General features: G+C 33.6%; 13 protein-coding genes. 6 read left to right on the forward strand and 7 right to left on the reverse strand.

Features of this window, described 5'->3' with window-relative positions:
• Nucleotides 1-152 precede the first annotated feature (152 nt).
• Nucleotides 153-1,772: an ABC-F family ATP-binding cassette domain-containing protein gene (locus ASE40_RS08220; protein WP_057116462.1), complete on the reverse strand. Its 1,620-nt coding sequence runs from the start codon at nucleotides 1,770-1,772 to the stop codon at nucleotides 153-155.
• A 212-nt stretch (nucleotides 1,773-1,984) separates the two neighbouring features.
• Entirely contained in the window at nucleotides 1,985-2,758 is a 774-nt protein-coding gene (locus tag ASE40_RS08225) for a TlpA family protein disulfide reductase (protein ID WP_057116463.1), read from the reverse strand.
• Nucleotides 2,759-2,977: 219 nt separating this feature from the next.
• Here ASE40_RS08225 and ASE40_RS08230 point away from each other — a divergent pair, with 219 nt between their 5' ends.
• Genes ASE40_RS08230 through ASE40_RS08240 form a run of 4 tightly spaced genes read left to right on the forward strand, consistent with a single transcriptional unit; the run spans nucleotide 2,978 to nucleotide 5,566 of the window.
• A complete protein-coding gene (locus ASE40_RS08230) occupies nucleotides 2,978-3,733 on the forward strand; it encodes a prolipoprotein diacylglyceryl transferase (protein ID WP_057116464.1) in 756 nt (251 codons plus the stop codon).
• A 15-nt stretch (nucleotides 3,734-3,748) separates the two neighbouring features.
• Nucleotides 3,749-5,137 carry a radical SAM protein gene (locus ASE40_RS08235; protein ID WP_057116465.1) on the forward strand — a complete coding sequence of 463 codons (1,389 nt, stop codon included), beginning with the start codon at nucleotides 3,749-3,751 and terminating at the stop codon, nucleotides 5,135-5,137.
• A gap of 21 nt (nucleotides 5,138-5,158) precedes the next feature.
• The gene (locus tag ASE40_RS22005) at nucleotides 5,159-5,332 is read left to right on the forward strand and encodes a hypothetical protein (protein WP_157848506.1); all 174 of its coding nucleotides are present in this window, start codon (nucleotides 5,159-5,161) and stop codon (nucleotides 5,330-5,332) included.
• A gap of 36 nt (nucleotides 5,333-5,368) precedes the next feature.
• Entirely contained in the window at nucleotides 5,369-5,566 is a 198-nt protein-coding gene (locus tag ASE40_RS08240; RefSeq protein ID WP_057116466.1) for a hypothetical protein, read from the forward strand.
• Nucleotides 5,567-5,743: 177 nt separating this feature from the next.
• Here ASE40_RS08240 and chiA read toward each other — a convergent pair whose 3' ends face one another.
• From chiA to ASE40_RS08265, 5 genes are all read right to left on the reverse strand, one after another.
• A complete protein-coding gene (gene chiA, locus ASE40_RS08245; protein ID WP_057116467.1) occupies nucleotides 5,744-10,495 on the reverse strand; it encodes a T9SS-translocated chitinase ChiA in 4,752 nt (1,583 codons plus the stop codon).
• 474 nt (nucleotides 10,496-10,969) lie between these two features.
• On the reverse strand, nucleotides 10,970-13,036 hold the full coding sequence (locus tag ASE40_RS08250) for a beta-N-acetylhexosaminidase (RefSeq protein ID WP_057116468.1): 2,067 nt from the start codon (nucleotides 13,034-13,036) through the stop codon (nucleotides 10,970-10,972).
• 152 nt (nucleotides 13,037-13,188) lie between these two features.
• Nucleotides 13,189-15,126, reverse strand: a complete 1,938-nt coding sequence (gene nagB, locus ASE40_RS08255) for a glucosamine-6-phosphate deaminase (RefSeq protein WP_057116469.1) — start codon at nucleotides 15,124-15,126, stop codon at nucleotides 13,189-13,191.
• Between the two features lie 106 nt (nucleotides 15,127-15,232).
• On the reverse strand, nucleotides 15,233-16,798 hold the full coding sequence (locus ASE40_RS08260) for a RagB/SusD family nutrient uptake outer membrane protein (protein WP_057116470.1): 1,566 nt from the start codon (nucleotides 16,796-16,798) through the stop codon (nucleotides 15,233-15,235).
• A 10-nt stretch (nucleotides 16,799-16,808) separates the two neighbouring features.
• Nucleotides 16,809-19,850 carry a SusC/RagA family TonB-linked outer membrane protein gene (locus ASE40_RS08265; RefSeq protein WP_057116471.1) on the reverse strand — a complete coding sequence of 1,014 codons (3,042 nt, stop codon included), beginning with the start codon at nucleotides 19,848-19,850 and terminating at the stop codon, nucleotides 16,809-16,811.
• 274 nt (nucleotides 19,851-20,124) lie between these two features.
• Here ASE40_RS08265 and ASE40_RS08270 point away from each other — a divergent pair, with 274 nt between their 5' ends.
• Both ASE40_RS08270 and ASE40_RS08275 read left to right on the forward strand, forming a co-directional pair.
• A complete protein-coding gene (locus tag ASE40_RS08270; protein WP_057116472.1) occupies nucleotides 20,125-21,177 on the forward strand; it encodes a sensor histidine kinase in 1,053 nt (350 codons plus the stop codon).
• A complete protein-coding gene (locus ASE40_RS08275) occupies nucleotides 21,167-21,868 on the forward strand; it encodes a LytR/AlgR family response regulator transcription factor (RefSeq protein ID WP_057116473.1) in 702 nt (233 codons plus the stop codon). Before ASE40_RS08270 ends, ASE40_RS08275 begins: the two co-directional genes overlap by 11 nt.
• Nucleotides 21,869-21,886 lie beyond the last annotated feature (18 nt).

Consider the following 21,886-nt stretch of genomic DNA (forward strand, 5'->3'; position numbering starts at 1 on the left):
AATAAAGTCAATCTTTGCGGAGCTTCTCGTGAAGATTTCTCCCTTCGGTCGAAATGACAAAAATGGGCAAATTAACTTTGTAATTTATCTTTTATCAAAGCTCCCAAAGTCAAAAATTGGAATTTGGGATTTTCATGATTGGAATTTAAAAACTAAAGATTGTACATCTTCTTTCTTTGTTCCTGAATTTTTTCATCATCAAGATATTCATCAAATGTCATGTAACGATCGATAACTCCGTTTGGTGTCAACTCTACGATTCTGTTACCAACAGTCTGTGCAAACTCGTGGTCATGAGTGGTGAAAATTACAGAACCTTTAAAGTTTTTCAACGAATTATTAAAAGCTGTAATAGATTCCAAATCTAAGTGATTTGTTGGCTCGTCCAGCATTAAAACGTTAGCACGCTCCATCATCATTCTAGAAAGCATACAACGAACTTTTTCTCCTCCAGATAAAACTCTAGACGTTTTTAGAGCTTCTTCTCCAGAGAAAATCATTTTTCCTAAGAAACCTCTAATAAATACCTCATCACGCTCTTCCTCTGTTTTGGCATATTGGCGTAACCAATCTACTAAAGTCAAATCGTTTTCAAAGAACTTATGGTTTTCAGCTGGTAGATACGCTTGGTTGGTTGTAATTCCCCAGTCAAAAGTTCCAGAATCTGCTTTTTGTTCACCGTTTAAGATTTCGTAGAAAGCTGTTGTAGCACGTGAATCTTTAGAGAAAAGAACGATTTTATCGCCTTTTGCCATATTCAAATGAACATCTTTAAATAAAACTTCCCCATCCACAGATGCAGATAAATGTTCTACATTTAAAATCTGATCTCCAGCCTCACGATCCTGATCGAAAATAATGGCAGGATAACGACGGCTTGATGGTTTGATTTCAGAAATGTTCAATTTAGAAATCATTTTTTTACGAGAAGTTGCTTGTTTAGATTTCGCAACGTTTGCACTAAAACGACGAATAAATTCTTCCAACTCTTGTTTCTTCTCTTCTGCTTTTTTGTTCTGCTGTGCACGTTGTTTTGCCGCTAATTGGCTAGATTCGTACCAGAACGTATAGTTACCTGAGTAGTGATTAATTTTTCCGAAATCAATATCAGAAATATGTGTACAAACCGCATCTAAAAAGTGACGGTCGTGAGATACAACGATTACAGTGTTTTCGTAGTTTGCCAAGAAGTTTTCTAACCAAGCGATTGTCTCGAAATCCAAATCGTTGGTAGGCTCATCCATTATAAGCAAATCGGGATTTCCGAAAAGCGCCTGCGCCAAAAGCACACGAACTTTCATTTTTCCTTCCATATCGCCCATTAAAGTATAATGATCTGCTTCTGTGATACCTAAGTTAGACAACATCGCAGCTGCATCAGAATCTGCGTTCCATCCGTTCATTTCTTCAAACTGAACCTGAAGCTCCCCTATTCTGTCTGCATTGGCATCGTTATAATCTAAATAAAGTTCATCCATTTCTTTTTTAACAGCATACAAAACTTTATTCCCCATTAAAACGGTTTCCAAAACAGTATGTTCGTCGAACATGTTGTGATTTTGGTTTAAAACCGACATACGTTTTCCCGGCTCTAAATGAATGTGCCCAGAAGTCGGATCGATATCACCCGAAATAACTTTTAAGAAAGTTGATTTTCCAGCACCATTGGCTCCAATAACGCCGTAAATATTTCCGTGAGTGAAAGTGGTATTTACTTCGTCAAACAAAATTCGTTTGCCAAATTGAACTGATAAATTATTGACTGTTAACATGAATGTCTTTTTAATTAATTTGGTGCAAAAGTAGTGAAAAAGGTTCTAAGATGCAAAGATGCTAAGGTGCTAAGGTTTTTATTTTAACCATATAAGTAATATAAGTTCATTTAAAACTAAACTTAAAATTTAAATGCACTTAAGATTGCAATTTAAAACTTCATCAAACCAAACTTATAATCCCTTATATGAACTTATATGGTTTAAAAAATTTACAATTTACTTTCTTTAGCTAAAGCCACTTCTAAACTTTCAAAATTCGGAAGGACTTTAGAAATTAAACCTTCTTTATTAAGAATAAAATGTGTTGGAAATGAATTCAACTGCAAAGATTCATTCATATATTCTTTCATATCTGGAATTACCGAATATGACAATGGTTTTCTAGCCAAAAATGTTTTTAATTGTTCTGGTGAATCTTCCGCTAAACTCATAAAAACAATATCTTTTCGATCTTTATATTCTTCAACCAATTTATTGACTTGCGGAAATTCTTTTATACAAGGTGTACAATGAATGTACCAGCATTTTATCACGATAATTTTTCCTTTCATGGATTCGTTGGTCACCAAATTTCCATTTAAATCCTTAAAAGAGAATTTTGGAAAAGCTGTTCCTTCCATTTTGTAGTTTTTGTAAGCGTCAAAACCAATTTGGTTAATTGTTGCTTTGATGCTTGTATCTGTCTTTGCCAGAATTTTGAACAACTTATAATAGTATGTAGAGTTATCTGATTTTAACCGAATTGGGATAAAATTTTCATTTGCTAATTGATCCAAAAAAGCCTCTTTTGAAATTTCTTTAGAAGAAGAATCAAGAGCTGTAAAATCTCGCGAAAGCATTATTTTTTTATTCTGATAAACCGACCATTCCGTATAATTTTTCTGAATTTGAATGGGATCAACTTCAGGATTTCCGAATTTATTTTGGGCCGAACAGAAATTAAGAATTAAAAGAAAAGTATTTATGTAAATGAATTTATGCATGAGTTTTAATCAGATATAATGAGTTTCAAAAGTACTTAAAAATCTATGGAGTTTTTTAGAACAAAACTTTTACTTTTTTACAACTACAAATGACAGCTTGGCTAATTTTGACAATTTCACTGTGTAAAAAATAAAATTAAACAGATTGTCATTCTTTTTTGAAAGTTTATTTAAATGTTAATGCGATTTCCTTATATTCGCAAAAAATTCTGACTAAAAATGACGTTTCCTTTTCAATTTGAAATTTTTGAAAAAACTTTTTACTGGCATTTTATATTTGAAACGTTAGCTTTTTTTGTTGGAATAAGAATCTATTATTTTTTAAAAAAGAGAACTCAAGATTCAATATCAGACACCAATCGTTTAGTTATTATGATCGGAGCAATGATTGGAGCGTTGATCGGATCGCGATTTATTGCTTTATTAGAAAATCCATCTCAAATAACCCATCAAACTTTTTTAACCTTATATCAAAATAAAACGGTTGCAGGCGGGTTTCTAGGAGGATTATTTGGTGTCGAGCTTATAAAAAAAGCGATTGGAGAAAAATCTTCGTCGGGAGATTTATACGTAATTCCAATAATAACTGCTTTGTTTATTGGACGTATTGGATGTTTTTCTATGGGAATGGCAGAACCTACTTACGGCATAGAAACGAACTTTTTTACAGGAATTAATTTAGGTGACGGTTTAAAAAGACATCCTATTGCATTATATGAAATGTTTTTCATGATTCTGCTTTTCATCTTTTTTCAAAGTATAAAAAATAAAGCTCTGCTGAATGGTGACCGTTTTAAAATCTTTATGATTTTATATTTTCTGTTTCGTTTTTTAATTGAATTTTTAAAACCATACGAGCCTTTGCTACTTAATTTGAGCAGTATACAATGGAGCTCTATCTTAATTTTTGTTTACTATTGGAAATTTCTTTACAGGGAATTTCCTTTAGCTATAAATAAAAAACGTACTTTATAACATAAAAATATTTTAATGAAAACTCGCGACTATATATTTTACGATTACACCAAGAGTCTATGTCATAAATGTCTGGCACTTGTAGATACAAAAATTGTATTTCAGGACGATAAAGTTTGGATGCTCAAACATTGTAAAACACATGGTGAATCAAAGTCGATGATTGCGGATGATGTAAATTATTATAAACAATTACGTAATTACAACAAGCAGTCTGAAATGCCCTTAAAATTCAATACAAAAGTGCATTACGGATGCCCTTACGACTGCGGATTATGTACAGATCATGAACAGCATTCTTGTCTGACAATTGTAGAAGTTACAGACCGATGTAATTTAGCATGTCCTACTTGCTATGCAAACTCAGCTCCAAACTATGGAAGACACCGGACTTTAGAAGAAATAGAAAAAATGTTTGATGCTGTTGTGGCTAATGAAGGAGAACCCGATGTTGTTCAGATTTCTGGAGGAGAACCAACAGTACATCCAGAATTTTTTAAAATTTTAGATATAGCCAAAAGCAAACCAATCAAGCATTTAATGCTTAATACAAATGGTATTCGAATTGCAAAAGACATCAAATTTGTAGAAACATTGGCTACGTATATGCCTGACTTTGAAATTTATTTGCAGTTTGACAGTTTTAAACCAGAAGTATTAGAAAAATTACGAGGCGAAGACCTAACAGAAGTACGCAAAAAAGCAATAGAAAATTTAAATCAGTTTAATATCTCAACCACACTAGTAATCACACTGCAAAAAGGAGAAAATGACGATGAGATTGGAAAAATAATTGAGTATGCATTACAACAGAAATGTGTTCGTGGTGTCACTTTTCAACCTACACAGGTTGCAGGCAGAAATGACAACTATGATGATATTTCGGGAAGAATAACCTTGACAGAAGTACGAAGAAAAATTTACGAGCAATATCCACTTTTTACACCTCAGGATCTCATTCCTGTTCCTTGTAATCCAGACGCTTTGTGTATGGCATATGCTCTTAAAATAGATGGCGAAGTTTTTCCAATGACTCATTTAATAAACCCAGAAGATTTGTTAAACAACTCAAAAAATACAATTGTTTTTGAGCATGATGAAAAACTAAAAACACATATGCTTAACTTATTTAGTACTGGTATTTCTGTGGATTGTGCAGAAGGAGAATTTAATGAATTGATGTGCTGTCTGCCAAGAGTTCAGTCAGATACCTTGAATTATAGTAATTTATTTCGAATTTTAATTATGAATTTTATGGATGCCCATGATTTTGATGTAAGAGCTGTAAAAAAATCATGTGTTCACATTGTAAGCGATAAAATGAAAATTATTCCATTCGAAACCATGAATTTATTTTACAGGGATAATAAAATTGAAAAAATCCGACAAGAATTAACTGTCTAGTTGTTTAAATTAGTCTGAAATATGGAAGCATTAATACTTATTGGCGTTATTTTTACAGCAATGTTCTTGATTGGTCTAATTGGTTTAATTTTTAGAAAAGAAGACAAAAAATTTTATTTAACCCTAATGTTAATTCCTATTGTCATTACCGTAATTGGATTTGGAACATGTGCATTAATAATAAGCGGTCTGTAACTTTATAATTTAACTCACCTAGAAAAAGATCTAAATATGGGAGATTTTTTAGCTTCAGCAGGATGTCTAGCTGCCTTAGCAAGTGTACTTGCTTTTTTTATCGGATTATTCCGTTTGATATTTATATCAGATGACAAAAATACATCATTAAAAATAATCTTGTATTCTGTGATTGGTTTTGTAATTGGCTTTGGTACATGTGCTGCAAATTTTTCATTGGGAGGAATGCACTAAAAAAAACCTGGCAATAAAAATTGCCAGGTTCATAATGCGCTAGTTGAGGCAAAAACCAAATAACAAATTACCTCAATTCACAGCATTTAAGAAATAAAAATTAGGTTAAAAAATAAATAACCAAACTCAATTTTAACCGTCCCAATTTTCTTATTTCTAAATTTTCAATCATTTATATTAGTTTAGAAAGTTCATTACTTTCAATGACTTTTTGTGACCTGATTTATCTGTTACTATTACAACAAAAATTTGTTTACTAGCAAAACTCGGGCTATTAAGTAGTACCTCTTTGTTGTTTTGAATATTTCTATGACTTGTAACAGTTTGCCCTATTGTATTAAATACGTCAACTTGAGTAATATCTCCTGTTTCATTCGCTACTGATAAGGTATTGTTTTTAAAATAAGCTACTGTCGCATTACTTTCAGCCGAAATATCGTCCACCGCTAATGTTTTTGCTGTAGCTTGTGACGCAAAATAAGCTGCGTATGCTTTAGATAATTCAGATGAATTACCGCAAGAAGATGCATCCCAGTTTACAGACCAAGTCATTAAACCTCTTAAAGAAGGATATGGCCCGCCTGGCTGCAGAGTGTATGTTCTTCCTGAAAAAGTAGTTCCGTTTCTTAAATAATCCATAGCATTAATTCCTTCTGTAGGAGTTAAGTAACCGCTGCCTGCTGCGCTCGGACAAGCTGGTAATGCAATAAGAACTTTTGAGGCTGGTAAACCATCAAAATGCATTCCTGTTGAAGCAATGTTGTACCCTTTTATTATCATGTCAGTTAAGGCTGTTACCATGTTAGCTTTCTTAGCTGTACCATAATACTGACCATCTAATCCATTTTCTCCTCCTGTATTATACAATTGTACCGCTAACAAATCCAGTTCATTACGTAAGTTTTGAATGATTGGCAAGAAAGAACCAAAAGTATCTGTATAAGTCGTATATCCTCCTTGTACATATTGTGTTTCTGGAGCTGCGGTTAATAAAAATCCAGGGCCATAGTATGCTTTTAATTCTTTAAAAGCATCTACTACGTTTTTCAATCTTGGATAAGCAGAAATACCCGCATACGAAATATCTCTTAAATTTCCTGCACTAAAATTCATCGATCCGCCTTCAAAATCAATATCAACTCCATCAAATTGATACTCGTCGATAATTGCTTTTAGACCATTAACAAAAATATTTTTTTGAGTTACATTGTCCAAAACAACATGTCCATTTTGACCTCCAATAGAAACAATAACAGGAACTCCGCTGTCTCTTAAGGATTTTATATCGTTTTTCAACAATTGCTTATTGAAAACGCCATTAGTCAAATATCTAGTGTCATTTGTAGTTAATACTGGTGTATAACCATCGCGATTCACTGTTTCTACGAAAGAATAATCCACTACATTAAACTTACTTCCCACCATTTGAGAGAAATATAAAAATGGAGCTGAAGTATTTTCCCAAGAATGTGCGTATCCTAAAATAACTTTAGATGGAAGCGGAATGAATCTATTCGTGCTTACTGGAGCAATTTTAATGGTATTATTGAATGTAGTTACAGCAGCTTTGTTATCGGTTGCTTTAATTACGATTGGATAATCCTGATAAGCAGTTGGTGTAAAATTATACGTATAAGTATTATTTGTACCTGCTGTCATGTTAAACGTGCCACCATTTATTGTAATCGTAACACCAGAAACTGATCCGTCACTATCGACAGCTGTAACTGAAATTGGCACAACTTGAAAAGAACTTTGGTTTACAGTTGTGTTCGATGGTGAATTCCAAGTAATGACAGGCACTGCATTTGGACAGTTTGCACCTGAACAAGTCAATGTAAAACTATATGTTTTTGAATCTGTTGTTCCGTTTGATGCCGTAGCCGTAACCGTTAATGTATGAGAAAGCGAAAACTGATTTGCAGCTGGTGTCCAAACCGCTGTATAAGTCCCTGAAGAATTAGTAGCGCTTAAGGTTTGTCCGTCTAAACTAAATACAACAGACGATATTGTAGTGGAATCAGCAGCGCTTAATCCAACACTTGCAACAAAATTAATTGATGATCCTAAATTTATAGCAATCGCCGAAGCTGTTGGTGCTGTAATAGCAACCACAGGCTTAGTCGTAACTACCGCTTGTGTATTGAAATTATAAACTGTCGGCGTTGTCGGAACAGCAAAGTTTGCCAGATTATTTGGAAAATAAGCTACTTCTCCATTTTGCCATGAATTTAATTTCAAACTTAAAACCTGTGTATAACCGGCTACAACTGAATTATCAAAAGTATAATTTCCTGATGCATCTGTTGTTGCTAAAACACTTTTCCAGTTATGAGTATTATCTGTCCATGGTAAAACCAATTCAACTTTAGCATTTGCTACTGGTGTTGAACCATTTTTCACAGTTCCGCTAATTAAATTTGCAGCCATTGCTAACGCTGCTTTAGCTGTTGAACTGGTATTGAAATTATAAACCGTTGGATTGGCAGGAATAGGGAAGTTTGCTAGATTATTTGGAAAATAATTTACTTCTCCGTTTTCCCAAGTATTTAATTTTAAACTTGTAACTGTTGTATAACCTGCTACAACTGAATTATCAAAACTGTATTTTCCTTGCGCATCGGTTACAGCAATAACGCTTTTCCAGTTGTGTGTGCTGTCTGTCCAAGGTAAAACCAATTCTACTTTAGCACCAGCAACTGGAGTTGTTCCATTTTTAACTGTTCCGCTAATTTTGTTCGTTCCAACTACCACTACATCTTGAGAGAAGTTTAATGTTTTGTTGGCATTCAAATTAGAATAAACTGTCGAAGCCGGCGTATACGTTTGACCTGTTAAGGCTGCGGTTACTGTATAATTTCCGCCTGACGGTAAGCTAAGTGAATAAGTACCGCTTGCATTTGTAACAGCAGCATAACTTCCTCCTGTAAAAGAAGCTGTAACAGTTACTCCTGAAACGGGAGTTGTATTGTTTAAAACAGTTCCGCTTACTGTATAATTAACAACTGCTGCACCTTGTGTAAAATTCAACGTTTTGTTTGCGTCGATAGCATTATAAACTGTTGAAGCCGGAGCATATGAGAATCCAGTTTTTGCAGCTGTAACTGTAAAGTTAAGTCCTGCTGTTAAACCTGCGATGCTGTAAACGCCGCTTGCATTTGAAACTGCTGTTAATGTTGTACTTCCTGAAACTGCAGAAACAGTTACGCCAGAAACTGGAGTTGTTCCATTTAAAACTGTTCCACTAACTGTATAAGTTGGCTGAGTTCCATTAATAACTACTGCAGTTTGATTAACTGTAACGTTTGTTAAAGTTACAGGAGTAAAACTATAAGTCGCTTTTAAAGCTGTTAATGTATAGTTTTGTCCCGAAGTTAGATTGTTGAATGTAAAATTTCCTCCTGTAGAAATCACAGTTTGAATAACAGTATTACTTGCATTACGCAATTCAACCGTAACATCTGGAATTAATGCTGATCCGTTTTTTACAGAACCAGAGATACTTACTGTTCCAGCAACAATGCTTCCGAAAGAAGTATCAACCTGTGTTAATAAGGAATTTGGAACTGAACCTCTGGTATCCTGAGATAATTCCCAAACCATACCTCCAGCTAAATTTCTTGATTTTATATATTGTACTTTTAAATCCATTGACTGCTTATCTTCATAAGAGATAAACTGTTTTAGAGTCGAATTGTACAAATAAGGAACTTTGGTTGTATTATCAAAGTAACGTACCCATCCTGCTGAAGCCGCAGCTGGAGTAACTAACATGGTATTTGGATCTAAATAAGGATGAGAATTTGTAACTGGATTTCCAACTAAATCGCAGATTTCAATACTTCCTGATTTTTCACACGCTGCAGGACCATCCCATGTACCTGTTGGATTTTGCGGATTGGTACATCCGGCAACAATATCTCTTGGTGCAGAAACGAATAATCCAGGTAAATTTGGATTGGTTCCGTTATTTGCCACATGGTCAAATTTCTTTCCGTAGAAAGGAAGCCCCATGATTAATTTATTTGCAGGAAAACCAACTACGTTTAAATATTGATTTGTTAGTTCATCTAATGATTCTGACTGTGTTGCGCCATAAAGCGGATCGTTTGTGTTTCCACTTGAATATAAAGGTGCGTTGTAGCATGTTTTGTCATACCAGTTCCCGCCAAAATCATATCCAAAATAAGTTATATAATCGCAATACGTCGAAATATCTTCTGTCATTCCGTATTGTGATCTGTTTGTTGGTCCTAAATATTGCTGTGCTACTTTTCTAACGTTGTTTCCAGCAGCAATTGTAATTAATTTATTTGGCATTGCCTGACGCATCGCTTTTAATAAGTATACCAAGTTTTTGTTGTCATCAGGACTGTATTTTTGCGGAGGAATTGGAGCTCCGTTAATCACTTCTGTACCATCAGTTCCTCCAGAAAGAGGATATTCCCAATCAATGTCAAAACCATCAATAAAAGGATAGGTAACAATAAAGTTTGCCATATCTGCAGCCAAAGCAGCTCTAGCCACTGGGCTTGCTGCAATTGGAGAAAGATCCTGACCTTTCGTCCAACCTCCTACAGAAATTAAAACTTTTAAATGAGGATACTTTTGTTTGAGTTTCATTAGGTCATAAAAATTACCTTTAACAGGAGCATCCCACGGAATTCCACCTTCCATATGCTCAAAATCAGCATAGGTATCCAAGCATTGTAATTTTGTATTCTCAGGATGGGCAGGATCATAACTTGTGCCATAAAAAGAATAATTCAAATGCGTCAATTTACTTCCATCAATTTTGGGAATATTAAAATCCCTAGCATAGATAGACCATTGTGCATAATATCCCACTACTTTTTTTCCGTGAGCTGGTTGTGCCAACGCGAGCATGGGAAACAGTAACAAAAAGAGCAATCTGTAATAATGTTTCATAGTTAATAAATATTTGATTAATAGAAAATAAATAATTGGGCCGCAGATCTCAAAAGCATCTGGGTTTCGCTCAACTGCAGGTTGGAAGGCTGCTGTCGACTGGGAAATAAACTCAAATTACATTCTATAGATAAATATTACTATTACCGATTTTTATAATCAATAGCAAATAGTAGTGATTGATATTTATTTATAATTTTTAAAAAATTAATATTAAATACAAATGATAAATTTGGGACGACTCATCAATCTATACTCTTTCTTTTTGTCATGTTTTTTTATTCTTTCTATTTGGTTTTTTAAAGGTTAATACTCTATTATTGGTTATTTTTTATACTTACTTATGACTTGAATTCATTTTAAAATTCTAATTTGTAATTACCTCTGCCAAATAATTATGGCAGAGATAATCACCACTCTTAAAAAAACATTAGCAGCTTTAAAAACGTACTAAATACTAATTCAAATCCAACTTTAAATTAATTTCTTCAAACTCTCATAAACAGATAATTCTACATCTGCATGATCTTTTGTGTTGCATTGTTCTATTAAACCTTTTAAATCTGCTGTCTTTAATGTCGATTTATTATCTAAAACCAATAATAATTCTTGTGACGCATCATTTAATTTTTTTGACAAAGGCAGTAATGGCTGTACTAATGGAGCATTTGCACTTAGTTTTGTCAGCTCCTGATGTACTGCAATCCATTTTGTAAAATAGGCTGCTACTTTAGCTTTATTATCTGCCGATTTATTTGCTAAATATTGATTTACAGCCGCGTTAAATCCTAAAGCATCTTTGGCATCTGGTCCACATGCATCTGCAAATAAGGTAAATGGAGAATACATTTGATATTCCGTTCCGCCTTTGTTACGTGTATATCCTTTTAGCGGTTCAGTAACATTTGAAAATTCTTCAAGCGCTTTAATATCTTGATTATTGGCAATATTTCTTAAAATCACATCTTTATTTCGAATATGTGTAAGCCCTAATTCTTCCAATCTGAAAGAAACCGATTCTAAACGTTTACGCATATTCTCTACATCGGCAACATCTTCTGCGGACCAAAGTCTTTCTGCAATTGCAGCTGTTCTTGGCCAAAGTCTAGAGTCTATTGTTGTAGAGGTTACTAATTCTGTCCACATTGTTGCTTCTCCGCCAAGGATTCTAGCCTTTTCTTCTGCGGTTAAATTCGCTCCTTTTGGCATCGGATCATTTAAATAATGACTTGCAATTGGATACATCAAATCGATATAATACCCATTTGATAAAACTGTTTTATAACCTTTTTTTACAGCGTCTACCAAAGACTGGCCGGCCGCCATTCCTTCGTTTGGACCTCTCCATGAATGTACAATAGCTTCTTTAGATAAATCTTTGGTTAAAATTTCTTCCCATCCCATTAACTGTTTTCCATGTTTCTTTAACATTGGAGCCAGCTGCATCGTGAAATAGGTTTGTAACTCGTGATTGGTTTTTAAGTTGTGTTTCTTTTTAAATTCTTGAATTTTAGGGTTTGCATCCCAATCTTTTCCTTCGTTTTCATCTCCTCCAATGTGGAAATAAGCCCCTGGAAATAACGGACAAACCTCATCAAAAACTTCACTTAAAAGTTGGTATGTTTTAGGATTTGAAGGATCTAATGTCGGCGAAAAAATACCAGCATTTCTTTCAATTCCATAGGTAGCGATTGCTGTACCTTGAATATTTTTTTCGGATGTTCCTCCTGTCAAAGTAATTACTTTACTTCCTATTTCTGGATAAGCTGTTAAAATTGCTGATCCGTGACCTGGGACATCTATTTCTGGAACTATTAAAATACCACGCTCATCTGCGTATTTTACGATATTTTTAATTTCCTCTTGTGTGTAATAAAGTCCATCCGAAGCTAATTCGGTAAACTTTGGGTGTTTTTTCATTTCGATTCTCCAGCCTTGATCATCAACCAAATGCCAGTGAAAAACATTCATTTTCATGGCTGCCAAAGCATCAATATTTCTTTTGATAACATCAACTGGCTGAAAATGTCTTGAAGCATCGATCATTAAACCTCTCCATGTAAATCTTGGAAAATCTGAAATTTTTGAAGCTGGAAAATAAAATGAAGTTGAATTGTTTTGCAGTATTTGCAATAATGTCTCAAGTCCATGCAAAGCTCCTAAATCACTCGAAGCATTTAAAATAATTTTATTTGAAGCAATATCTAAATGGTAACTTTCATCTTCATATAAACCAATTTTACCATTTTTTGTACAATTGATCTGCAATTCTGCATTCGGAACTTCATTTAATTTGGAAATAAAACCTTGTTCAAAAAATATACCTGTTCTACCATCTAAACGGCGCAAAAAACGAGTTACTCCACCAAAAATTCTTGGATTTGGATTACCAGTAATGTTTACTTTAAAATTTTTAGTTAAATTAAAATTACCTTCATTAATAACAACGTTCTGAGGCCAAGGCATAAGATTGAGCTGCTCTTTCTGAATTTGAGCACCCGCAGATATACCTGCAAATAATAGTACAAATAGATATTTCATTTTTCTTTTTTTTTGGTTTGGATAGTTTTCTAAGTATCCTAAATTTATTAAAAAAACAAAACTCAGACAGATTTCTGCATTACCTCACTTTTGCGATGAGACCAATCTGAATTTTGTTATTTGATTCATTTTTAAATGAATCGGAAAAAATTTTAGTAATCAAAACGTTTAAAAGCTTCTATTGCCTCATATTCAGCCAAACCTAATTCATCATATAATATGGCTGTATTTTTGTTTCGATCTTCTGCTCTAACCCAGAATTCCCTAGAATCATTTCCTTGAAACATAACCCTGTCTTTTTGAGACTGATGGTATAAAATCGCATGACGTTTTAATAAAACTTCAGAAGGGCTTAAAGGAACAGCCATGTCAATTTCATGAATATCCCATTCGTGCCAAGCTCCTCTGTAAAGCCATAGCCAACAATCGTCCATGTAAGGCTCATGTTTAAGTTCTTTTAACGCAGCGAATATCGCATTTAGGCACACCTCATGAGTTCCGTGTGGATCTGCAAGATCTCCAGCAGCAAACACTTGATGTGGTTTTATTTTAGCAATAATATCTTTTACAATGGCAATATCTTCTGGACCTAATGGATTTTTCTTAACCTGTCCAGTTTCATAAAAAGGAAGATCTAAAAAGTGTGTATTCTCATCTTTCAACCCAATATATCTTGTTGCAGCATAAGATTCTCTTCTTCGAATAAGTCCTTTCAATTTTCTAACTTCAAGAGAATCAATTTGATTTTCTGATTTATTGTTTAGAAATTTAATTACTTCTTTAAAATTGATATCAGATTCACCTTTACCAATAAAATCACTGGCAACTTCTGCAAATTTTAATGCTTCGTCATCTGTAACTGCAATATTTCCTGAAGTTTGGTAAACCACATGAACATCGTGACCTTGCTTGATTAATTTTGAGAATGTTCCTCCCATAGAAATTACATCATCATCAGGATGCGGGCTAAAAAGAATAATTCTCTTTTTTGCCGGATTTGCTCTTTCGGGACGATGCGAATCATCTGTGTTTGGTTTTCCTCCAGGCCATCCAGTAATAGTGTGCTGCAAAATATTAAACATATTAATGTTCATATCATAAGCAGAACCTTCCTGCGCCAAAAGATCTGACATTCCGTTATTGTTGTAATCACGATCTGTCAATTTTAAAATAGATTGTTTGGTTTTTTGACACAGCCAAACAATTGCTTTACTTTTTAATTCAGGAGTCCAAAGACATTCGCCAACTAACCAAGGTGTTTTGAAACGTGTTAGTTCTGAAGCAGCTGATTGATCTAAAACGAAAGTTGCGTTTGGATGATTTTGTAAAAATGTTGCCGGAACTTCTGAGCTGATATCTCCTTGAATTGTTCTCTTAATAATATCGGCTTTGTTTTGCCCCCATGCCATCAAAACAATACGTTTTGATCTCATAATGGTTGAAACACCCATCGTAATGGCGCGTTTCGGTACATTGTCAATACCATTAAAAGCAGATGAAGCATCTACTCTAGTGATGTGGTCCAGTGTAATAATTCGGGTTCCAGAATTGATATGAGAACCAGGCTCATTAAAACCAACATGCCCTGTACGCCCAATTCCTAAAAGTTGGAAATCAAGACCGCCTGCATTTTTAATATTCATTTCATAATCGATACAATATTGATTGATTTCGTCAATTCCTACTGTACCGTCTGGAATATTAATATTCTCGGGTTTGATATCAATATGATTAAAAAGATGCTGATGCATGAAATAGTGATAGCTCTGATTGTTCTCTTTAGTCATCGGATAATATTCATCCAAATTAAAAGTAATTACATTGCTAAAACTTAGTCCTTCTTCTCTGTGCATTCTCACTAGTTCCTCATAAACTTTAATAGGCGAAGAACCTGTAGCAAGACCTAAAACGCAAGATTTATTTTTTTCTTGTTTAGATCTAATTAGCTGCGCAATTTCCTGTGCCACAATTACAGAAGCTTCTATTGAGCCTTTGAAGATTTCGTTATGAATTTTCTCAAATCGAGTTTCCTCAAATTTTCCCGCGCTTTTGTAACTGATATCAGGTTTTATTTCTAAAGCACTTTTCATTTCTTTTCTTTTTTTGTAGTAATTACCATTTTGGTTTTAAGAATGGTATAGACAGCTTTCGCCGCCTATACCATACTACTAACCAAACTCAATATCTTTGTTTTTTTTAGAAGTTTGCTTTATCAACATCCCACCAAAGTCTTGTAGCTCCATTATCTGGACCGCCAAGTTTACTTAAACCAGATTCGATACCTTCTTTATTATTGTTAATTTCTGATTGTGAAAAACCTAATCTACGAACTCCTAATTCAGTGCTTATTAAACCACCACTTTTATTATTGGTAATTCTAAACAATTTTGGATAACCAGTTCTTCTGAATTCTGACCAAGCTTCCTGACCATCAGGATAAGTCGCAATCCATTTTTGAGTAATAATTTTCTCAAGATTTTCCTCATTAGTTGCTCCCCACGCGACAGTAACTTTAGAAACAGCTGCTGCGTTGTTGGCTGCATTAAGCGGATCAACATAATCTTTAGGTTTTTTAGTATTGTCTGCAATATAAGCAGCTGCTCCTTCAACACCATTTTGATCAAAAGATGCTTTTATACCAGCTTCATATAAATCTTTAGCAGTTCCTCCCATGTTCCAACCTCTTAAAGCACCTTCAGCTCTTAAGAAATAAACTTCAGATGTTGACATCCATGTAATTTCTCCTGTTTTAGTTCTTGAGGCAGTTTTAGAAAATTTACCATAAGTCGTTCCTGTTGGATAAACAATACCTGTTCTAACTCCTTTGTATTCTCCTGGAGTAACTTCAGAAGTCTCCCAATATTTAGCCATACGAGGATCTTCATACCCGCCTAAAATAGACTCCATATCCGCTCCCATAAATAAACCAGCCCAAGCGTGGCTCATTACATCGATCACATTTAAATCTACTGGAGACTTAACTTTCATAAGATCTGCAACCGTTGTGAAAACACCAATAGGATTATTTACTGCTTTTTCTGCTTCTGTTTTTGCTAGTGCAGGATCTACTTTTGAGATACGCATTGCCATTCTTAAACGAAGAGAATTCGCATATTTTACCCATTTCTCATAGCTTCCTTCGTAAGTAGATAAATCTGTTTCATCAAACGATGTTTTTTCATTAGCCGCAATTCTTTTAGACAATTCCGCAACTGCGAAATCCAGATCTTTAAACATCTGAGTGTAAATTTCCTGCTGAGAATCGTATGTCGCTACTTCACTTCCAAATTTAGAGTAAACTGCAGGTCCATACATATCCGTAATTCTCTGCATTGTAGCCGCTTTAAATATTAAAGACCATGCATAAAACTGATCAAATTTACCTTTAGATCTTTGCTCTACTTTGTATAAATATGCAATAATGTTTACATAAGCGTCGTCCCAAGCATAACTGTTCCATCCAACATTTAGAGCATAATCATGATTATTAAATGCTCCAAAAGGAACTGGTGTAGTCATATAACCAGACCAACCATCTGCCTGCAAACTTTGCTGCAATTGATATTGCCAAGTTACATCACAAATATACATTCTGTTAAAAGCAGGTTTAAACAAGCTTTTTATACTATTATAATCTTGATCTAATTGCTCTGTTGTAGCCCCAGTGGGATTTGTATTAATCTCCTCAAAATTATCTGTACAACCTACAGCTGCTAGTAAAGAGAAGCAAATTGCTGTTTTTTTAAATTTATTTAGTGTCATGATAGTAAGATTAGAATGTTATGTTTAAATTAAGACCGATGTTTCTTGTTGATGGCATTCCAAAAACATCAACACCTTGTAATCCTTCTCCTGTACTAAGCGCCACATTTGGATCAAAAGGAGCTTTTTTGTAAATAAAGAATAAGTTTCTTGCAATCAACGAGATTGATGCAGATTGAACAAATGGAATTTTAGATTTGTTAAAAGTATAACCAATAGAAACCTCTCTTACGTTTACATTTGTAGCGTCATAAATATATTCTCCACTTACTCCATTTCTTCCTCCAACTGTATTGTAATATTCTTTTGCATCCATTGTAGTTACAGGCGTAGTTCCGTCACTAGCTCTAACTCCATTAATTTTAACTCCTCCAGCGTTTCTCGCATCTCCAGAAGCTTTAGAAACTCCATTTTGATCATTTATAGCTTGAGTTAAACTTAAAACTTCTCCTCCAAAACGTCCATCTATTAAAATGTTTGCTGTAAACGCTCCGATCTTAAAAGTATTAGACCATCCTAACATAAAATCAGGATTTGCGTTACCAAGTTCTTCCCAGTCAGTTCTTTGAATTGTATTATCATCATTAACTAAGATTCTTCCTTGAGCATCTTTTTTAAAGTTATATCCTTCGATTACTCCAAATGGTCTTCCTTCAACTAGTGAATATCTGTAACTATTAGAACCTGGATCAGTTAAAACAATTCTTCCTTCTGCATTTTGAGCAGGGATATCGTTTACTTTACTCTTATTTTGAGAATAGTTGATTCTTGATTCCCAATTAAATTTCTCTCCTCTAATGATGTCAGCAAATAATACTACCTCAAATCCTTTGTTTGAAATGCTTCCTGCATTTATAGCATAATTAGTGTATCCATTCTCGTTTGTAGATTCTGCAGGAACTAACATATATTGATTTTTCGTTTCTGAATTGTAATATGATAATTCAAAACCAAATCTATTATTAAACATTCTCCATTCTGTACCAACCTCAACTTCTGATTTCAATTCTGGTTTTAATGTAGTACCAGGTCTTGGTCCAGCTGGTGGATTAATAGGTGTTCCTGCTACAATTGAATATGTCGGATTAGTGATAAAAGCAGCAATATCATTACCTACTTGAGCATATGTTGCACGAACTTTTCCATAGTTAATGAATTCTGGCATTGTAGCCATTTCACTTAAGATAGCTGTCGCACCAACAGATGGGTAAAAATAACTTGCATCATTTGTATTTACTAAAGTTGATGACCAGTCATTTCTTCCTGCTACGTCTAAGAACAAGTAATCTTTATAACCAAATGTTGCAGCAGCGAATAATGACTGTACTTCTCTTTGATAAGCAGTTTGAACGTTTCCATTATTATTTACGAAGTTTCCTAACGTGAATATATTTGCGTTTGCTAATCCTCCACCAATTCCGGAGTCAAGAACTACACCAGCACTTTTACCATTATTGATACTTGTACCAAGGGTCGCATTTAAAGAAAAATTATCAGATAATTTGGTATTTACTAAAGCCAATAAATCAGCATAGTTTTGAGTTGTAATTAATGTAGAATTAATATATCTTCCTTTAGGATGCACTAATGATGAAGCAGAAGTTGCAAACATGCGTTTTTGGAAATTACTTTCATTTCTATTATAACTATATCTAGAAGTCAAATGCAACCAATCATTGATTTTATAATCTAAAGCAATAGCCCCGTTAAAGAAATTGTTATAATCAACAGATTTTTGTTTATTAATCTGCCAATATGGGTTTTCATTGCTTTCATTAATTTGTGCAGTTTCAAAGCCTGGATAATTTTGAGCCATCCAGTTTTTCGATGGATCATAAACTTCATAGTTTTTCAAATCATTAAGACTGAAAGCTCTTGGATGTGAATAAACACCACTGATTGGATTAAAGTATAATCCGTTAACAGGTCTGTTATCAATAGTTTGATTAACATAATTACCTGTAACAGCAACATTTAATCTATCATCGAAAAATTTACCTGATTGACGAATACCAAAATTGTTCTTCTTCAAATGATTTCCTGGAACAATTCCTGAAGCATCAGTATTAGCATAAGTTAAACTTGTAGCAGAACCTTCAGAGGCTTTGGAAAAAGCCATAGAAGTAATTTGTGTAACTCCCGTTTCAAAGAAATCTTTTATATCACCTTCAACTTTTTGTTTAGCTCCCCAAGATCTTGAATCCCCAGGGTCTGAAGTATAATCTGATTGAAATTTAGGTAAGTATGCTGCAGAATCAAATGTAGTAACTGAATTTACATTAAAAGTTTCACTTCCAACTTTTCCTTTTTTAGAAGAAAGTAAAATTACACCATTAGCTCCTTGAGAACCATACAATACAGATGCAGCAGCTCCTTTTAGAACTGTCATTCCTTCATAATCGTCAGGATTAATTAATGAGACAATATCTCCACCGTCACGGTTACCTCCTGCTAAATCACCAAATGTACCATTTGGCTGTGCCGCTCCAGAACTAACCAATGGAATACCATCTATTACATATAATGGCTGGTTATTTACAAATGAAGAATTACCACGAATTACAACTTTTGTTGAACCTCCAGCTCCAGAAGAACTTTTAGTTACTGCAACACCAGCAATTTTACCAGCTACAGTATTAATTAGATTGGCATCTTTAACACGAGTTAATTCTTCGCCTTTCAACTCTTGAGCTGCATATGCTAAAGATTTTCTTGTCTTTTTAATACCTAAAGAAGTTACAACAACCTCGTTTAATGCATTTGAAGCTCCTTGAACCAACTTCACATTAATTGTTGCAGCGTCTCCTACAACAATTGTCTGAGTTTCCAGCCCTACATAAGTAAAAACTAAGCTCTGACCTTTTTGAACTTCGATTGTGTACAATCCGTCAAAATCGGTGGTTGTTCCCTTTTGACCTCCTTGTACAGCAACAGAAGCCCCTGGTAATGGCATACCGTCAGAATCTGTAATCACACCCTTGACACTTTTTACTTGTGCAAGCGAAACTTGCGCCGTAAAAACAATCATAAAGATTAAGAAAATTTTTTTCATGTTTATTTTATTTTGTTAGTTATGAGGTAAAATTATTCTTAAGACATTGTTAAAAAAAATAAATTAAACCAACGACAACAAAATTTAAACCAACGACATAAATCATTCAATAATACGCTTTACGAAAACGTTCTAATTAAAAAATAAAACACCAATATCGTTTTTTTTCGAAATTTTATTCAAAAAAATTGTCGCTTTGCAGTTAATTGTTTAAAGTTGCACAATATTTCAGTATTGTTAAGAAAAACTAAAAACACAAATAACTTAAAACCAATTGAAAGAAATTAGAAAAGTTAAATTTGATATTAAACTGCAAAATCATATTTGGTTTTGGGGAGTCTATTTTACATTAAACTTTTTAAGATGGGGAGCTTACTTTAATGATTATCCGTACGCTTTCAAATCAAATTTGATTGAATTCTCATTGGTTATCCCTTTAGTATATTTGAATTTATTTGTTTTGGTTCCAAAATATGTTCTTAAACAAAAATACATTCAATATACTGCATGGCTTTTAGTGAGTCTTTTTGGAATCTATTTATTAAAAACCGCCCTTACCTATTATATCATTTCCGAAAATATTTGGCCTGAAGCAAACAGAGAATACCATCCGTTTGAAATTAATCACATTGTAGCAGTTTGTATTGGTGAATTGTATGTTCTTGCAATGGCATCTTCTGTTTATCTTACTTTAACCTGGTTAAGAGAAAGAGAAAGAAACAGATCTTTACGGGAAAATCAATTTAAAATAAAATTAAAGTATCTTGAAAACCAGATTCAACCGCATTTTTTCTTTAATACTTTAAATAATTTATATGCACTTTCACTAGAATCTTCAAAAAAAGTTCCTGATGTAATTATCAAACTTTCGAACTTAATGGAATATGTTCTCTACGATGTAAAAGGAACTAAATTTGTTCCGTTAATAAAAGAGATCGATTATATTCAGAACTATATTGAAATCGAAAAACTTCGTTTTGAAAATGTTGAAGTAACCATAAATCTCGAATCGAATATCGAAGATGTTGTTGTACCACCGCTAATCTTTATCTCACTAGTAGAAAATGCTTTTAAACATGGTGGAGTAAACAACAAAAATTTGAAGATTAAAATCAATTGTAAAGTTATAGACAACAAAATCCTCGATTTTGAAATCTTAAATAATTTTGTAATTTCACAAAATCATAATCCGAAAAGAGGAATTGGTTTAGTAAACACAAAAAAGAGATTAAAACTCATTTACAGAAACAATTTTAGTCTTAAACACAAAACCAAACTAAATTTCTACATAATCAGATTACAAATACCTACTCAGAATGAAGATTAAATGCGTGTTAATTGATGATGAGCCTTTAGCGATCAAAGTCCTGCAAAATTATTTCACCAATTTTACAGATTTTGAAGTTATAGCAACATTCAATAACTCTTTAGAGGCGCTCGATTTTATTAACAGTACAGCTGTTGATGCCGTCTTTTTAGATATCAACATGCCTATGATGACAGGGTTTGAACTTATCAGCCTGATTGAAAGTAAAACCAAAGTTATCATTACAACTGCTTTTAGAGAATTCGCTGCCGAAAGTTATGATTTAGATGTTTTAGATTATTTAGTAAAACCTATTCCGCTTCCGAGATTTATTAAATGTATCAATAAAATTACTACCGAATACAATCTCAAAAACAATATTAAAGTTGAAACCACAAAAGGTGATTCTCATATTTTTATCAAAGTCGATAAAAAAATGATGAAAATTAATATTGAAGAAATTTTATTTGTTGAAGGAATGAAGGAATACATAAAAGTTGTCACACCGGATAAAACTTATATTACACATAAATCTCTTACATCCTTGTCTGAAGAATTGCCGGCAGATCGCTTTCTTAGAATCCATAAATCTTATGTAATTGCACTAAATAAGGTAAAATCTATCGAAGGAAACCGTGTTCAAATCCAATCTTATAACATTCCGATAGGCCGAAACTACAGCAAAGAGGTTAAAAATAAAATTTTAGAGTAAATATATTTATGAATTACA

This window comes from Flavobacterium sp. Root935, assembly GCF_001429295.1.
Lineage (GTDB): Bacteria > Bacteroidota > Bacteroidia > Flavobacteriales > Flavobacteriaceae > Flavobacterium.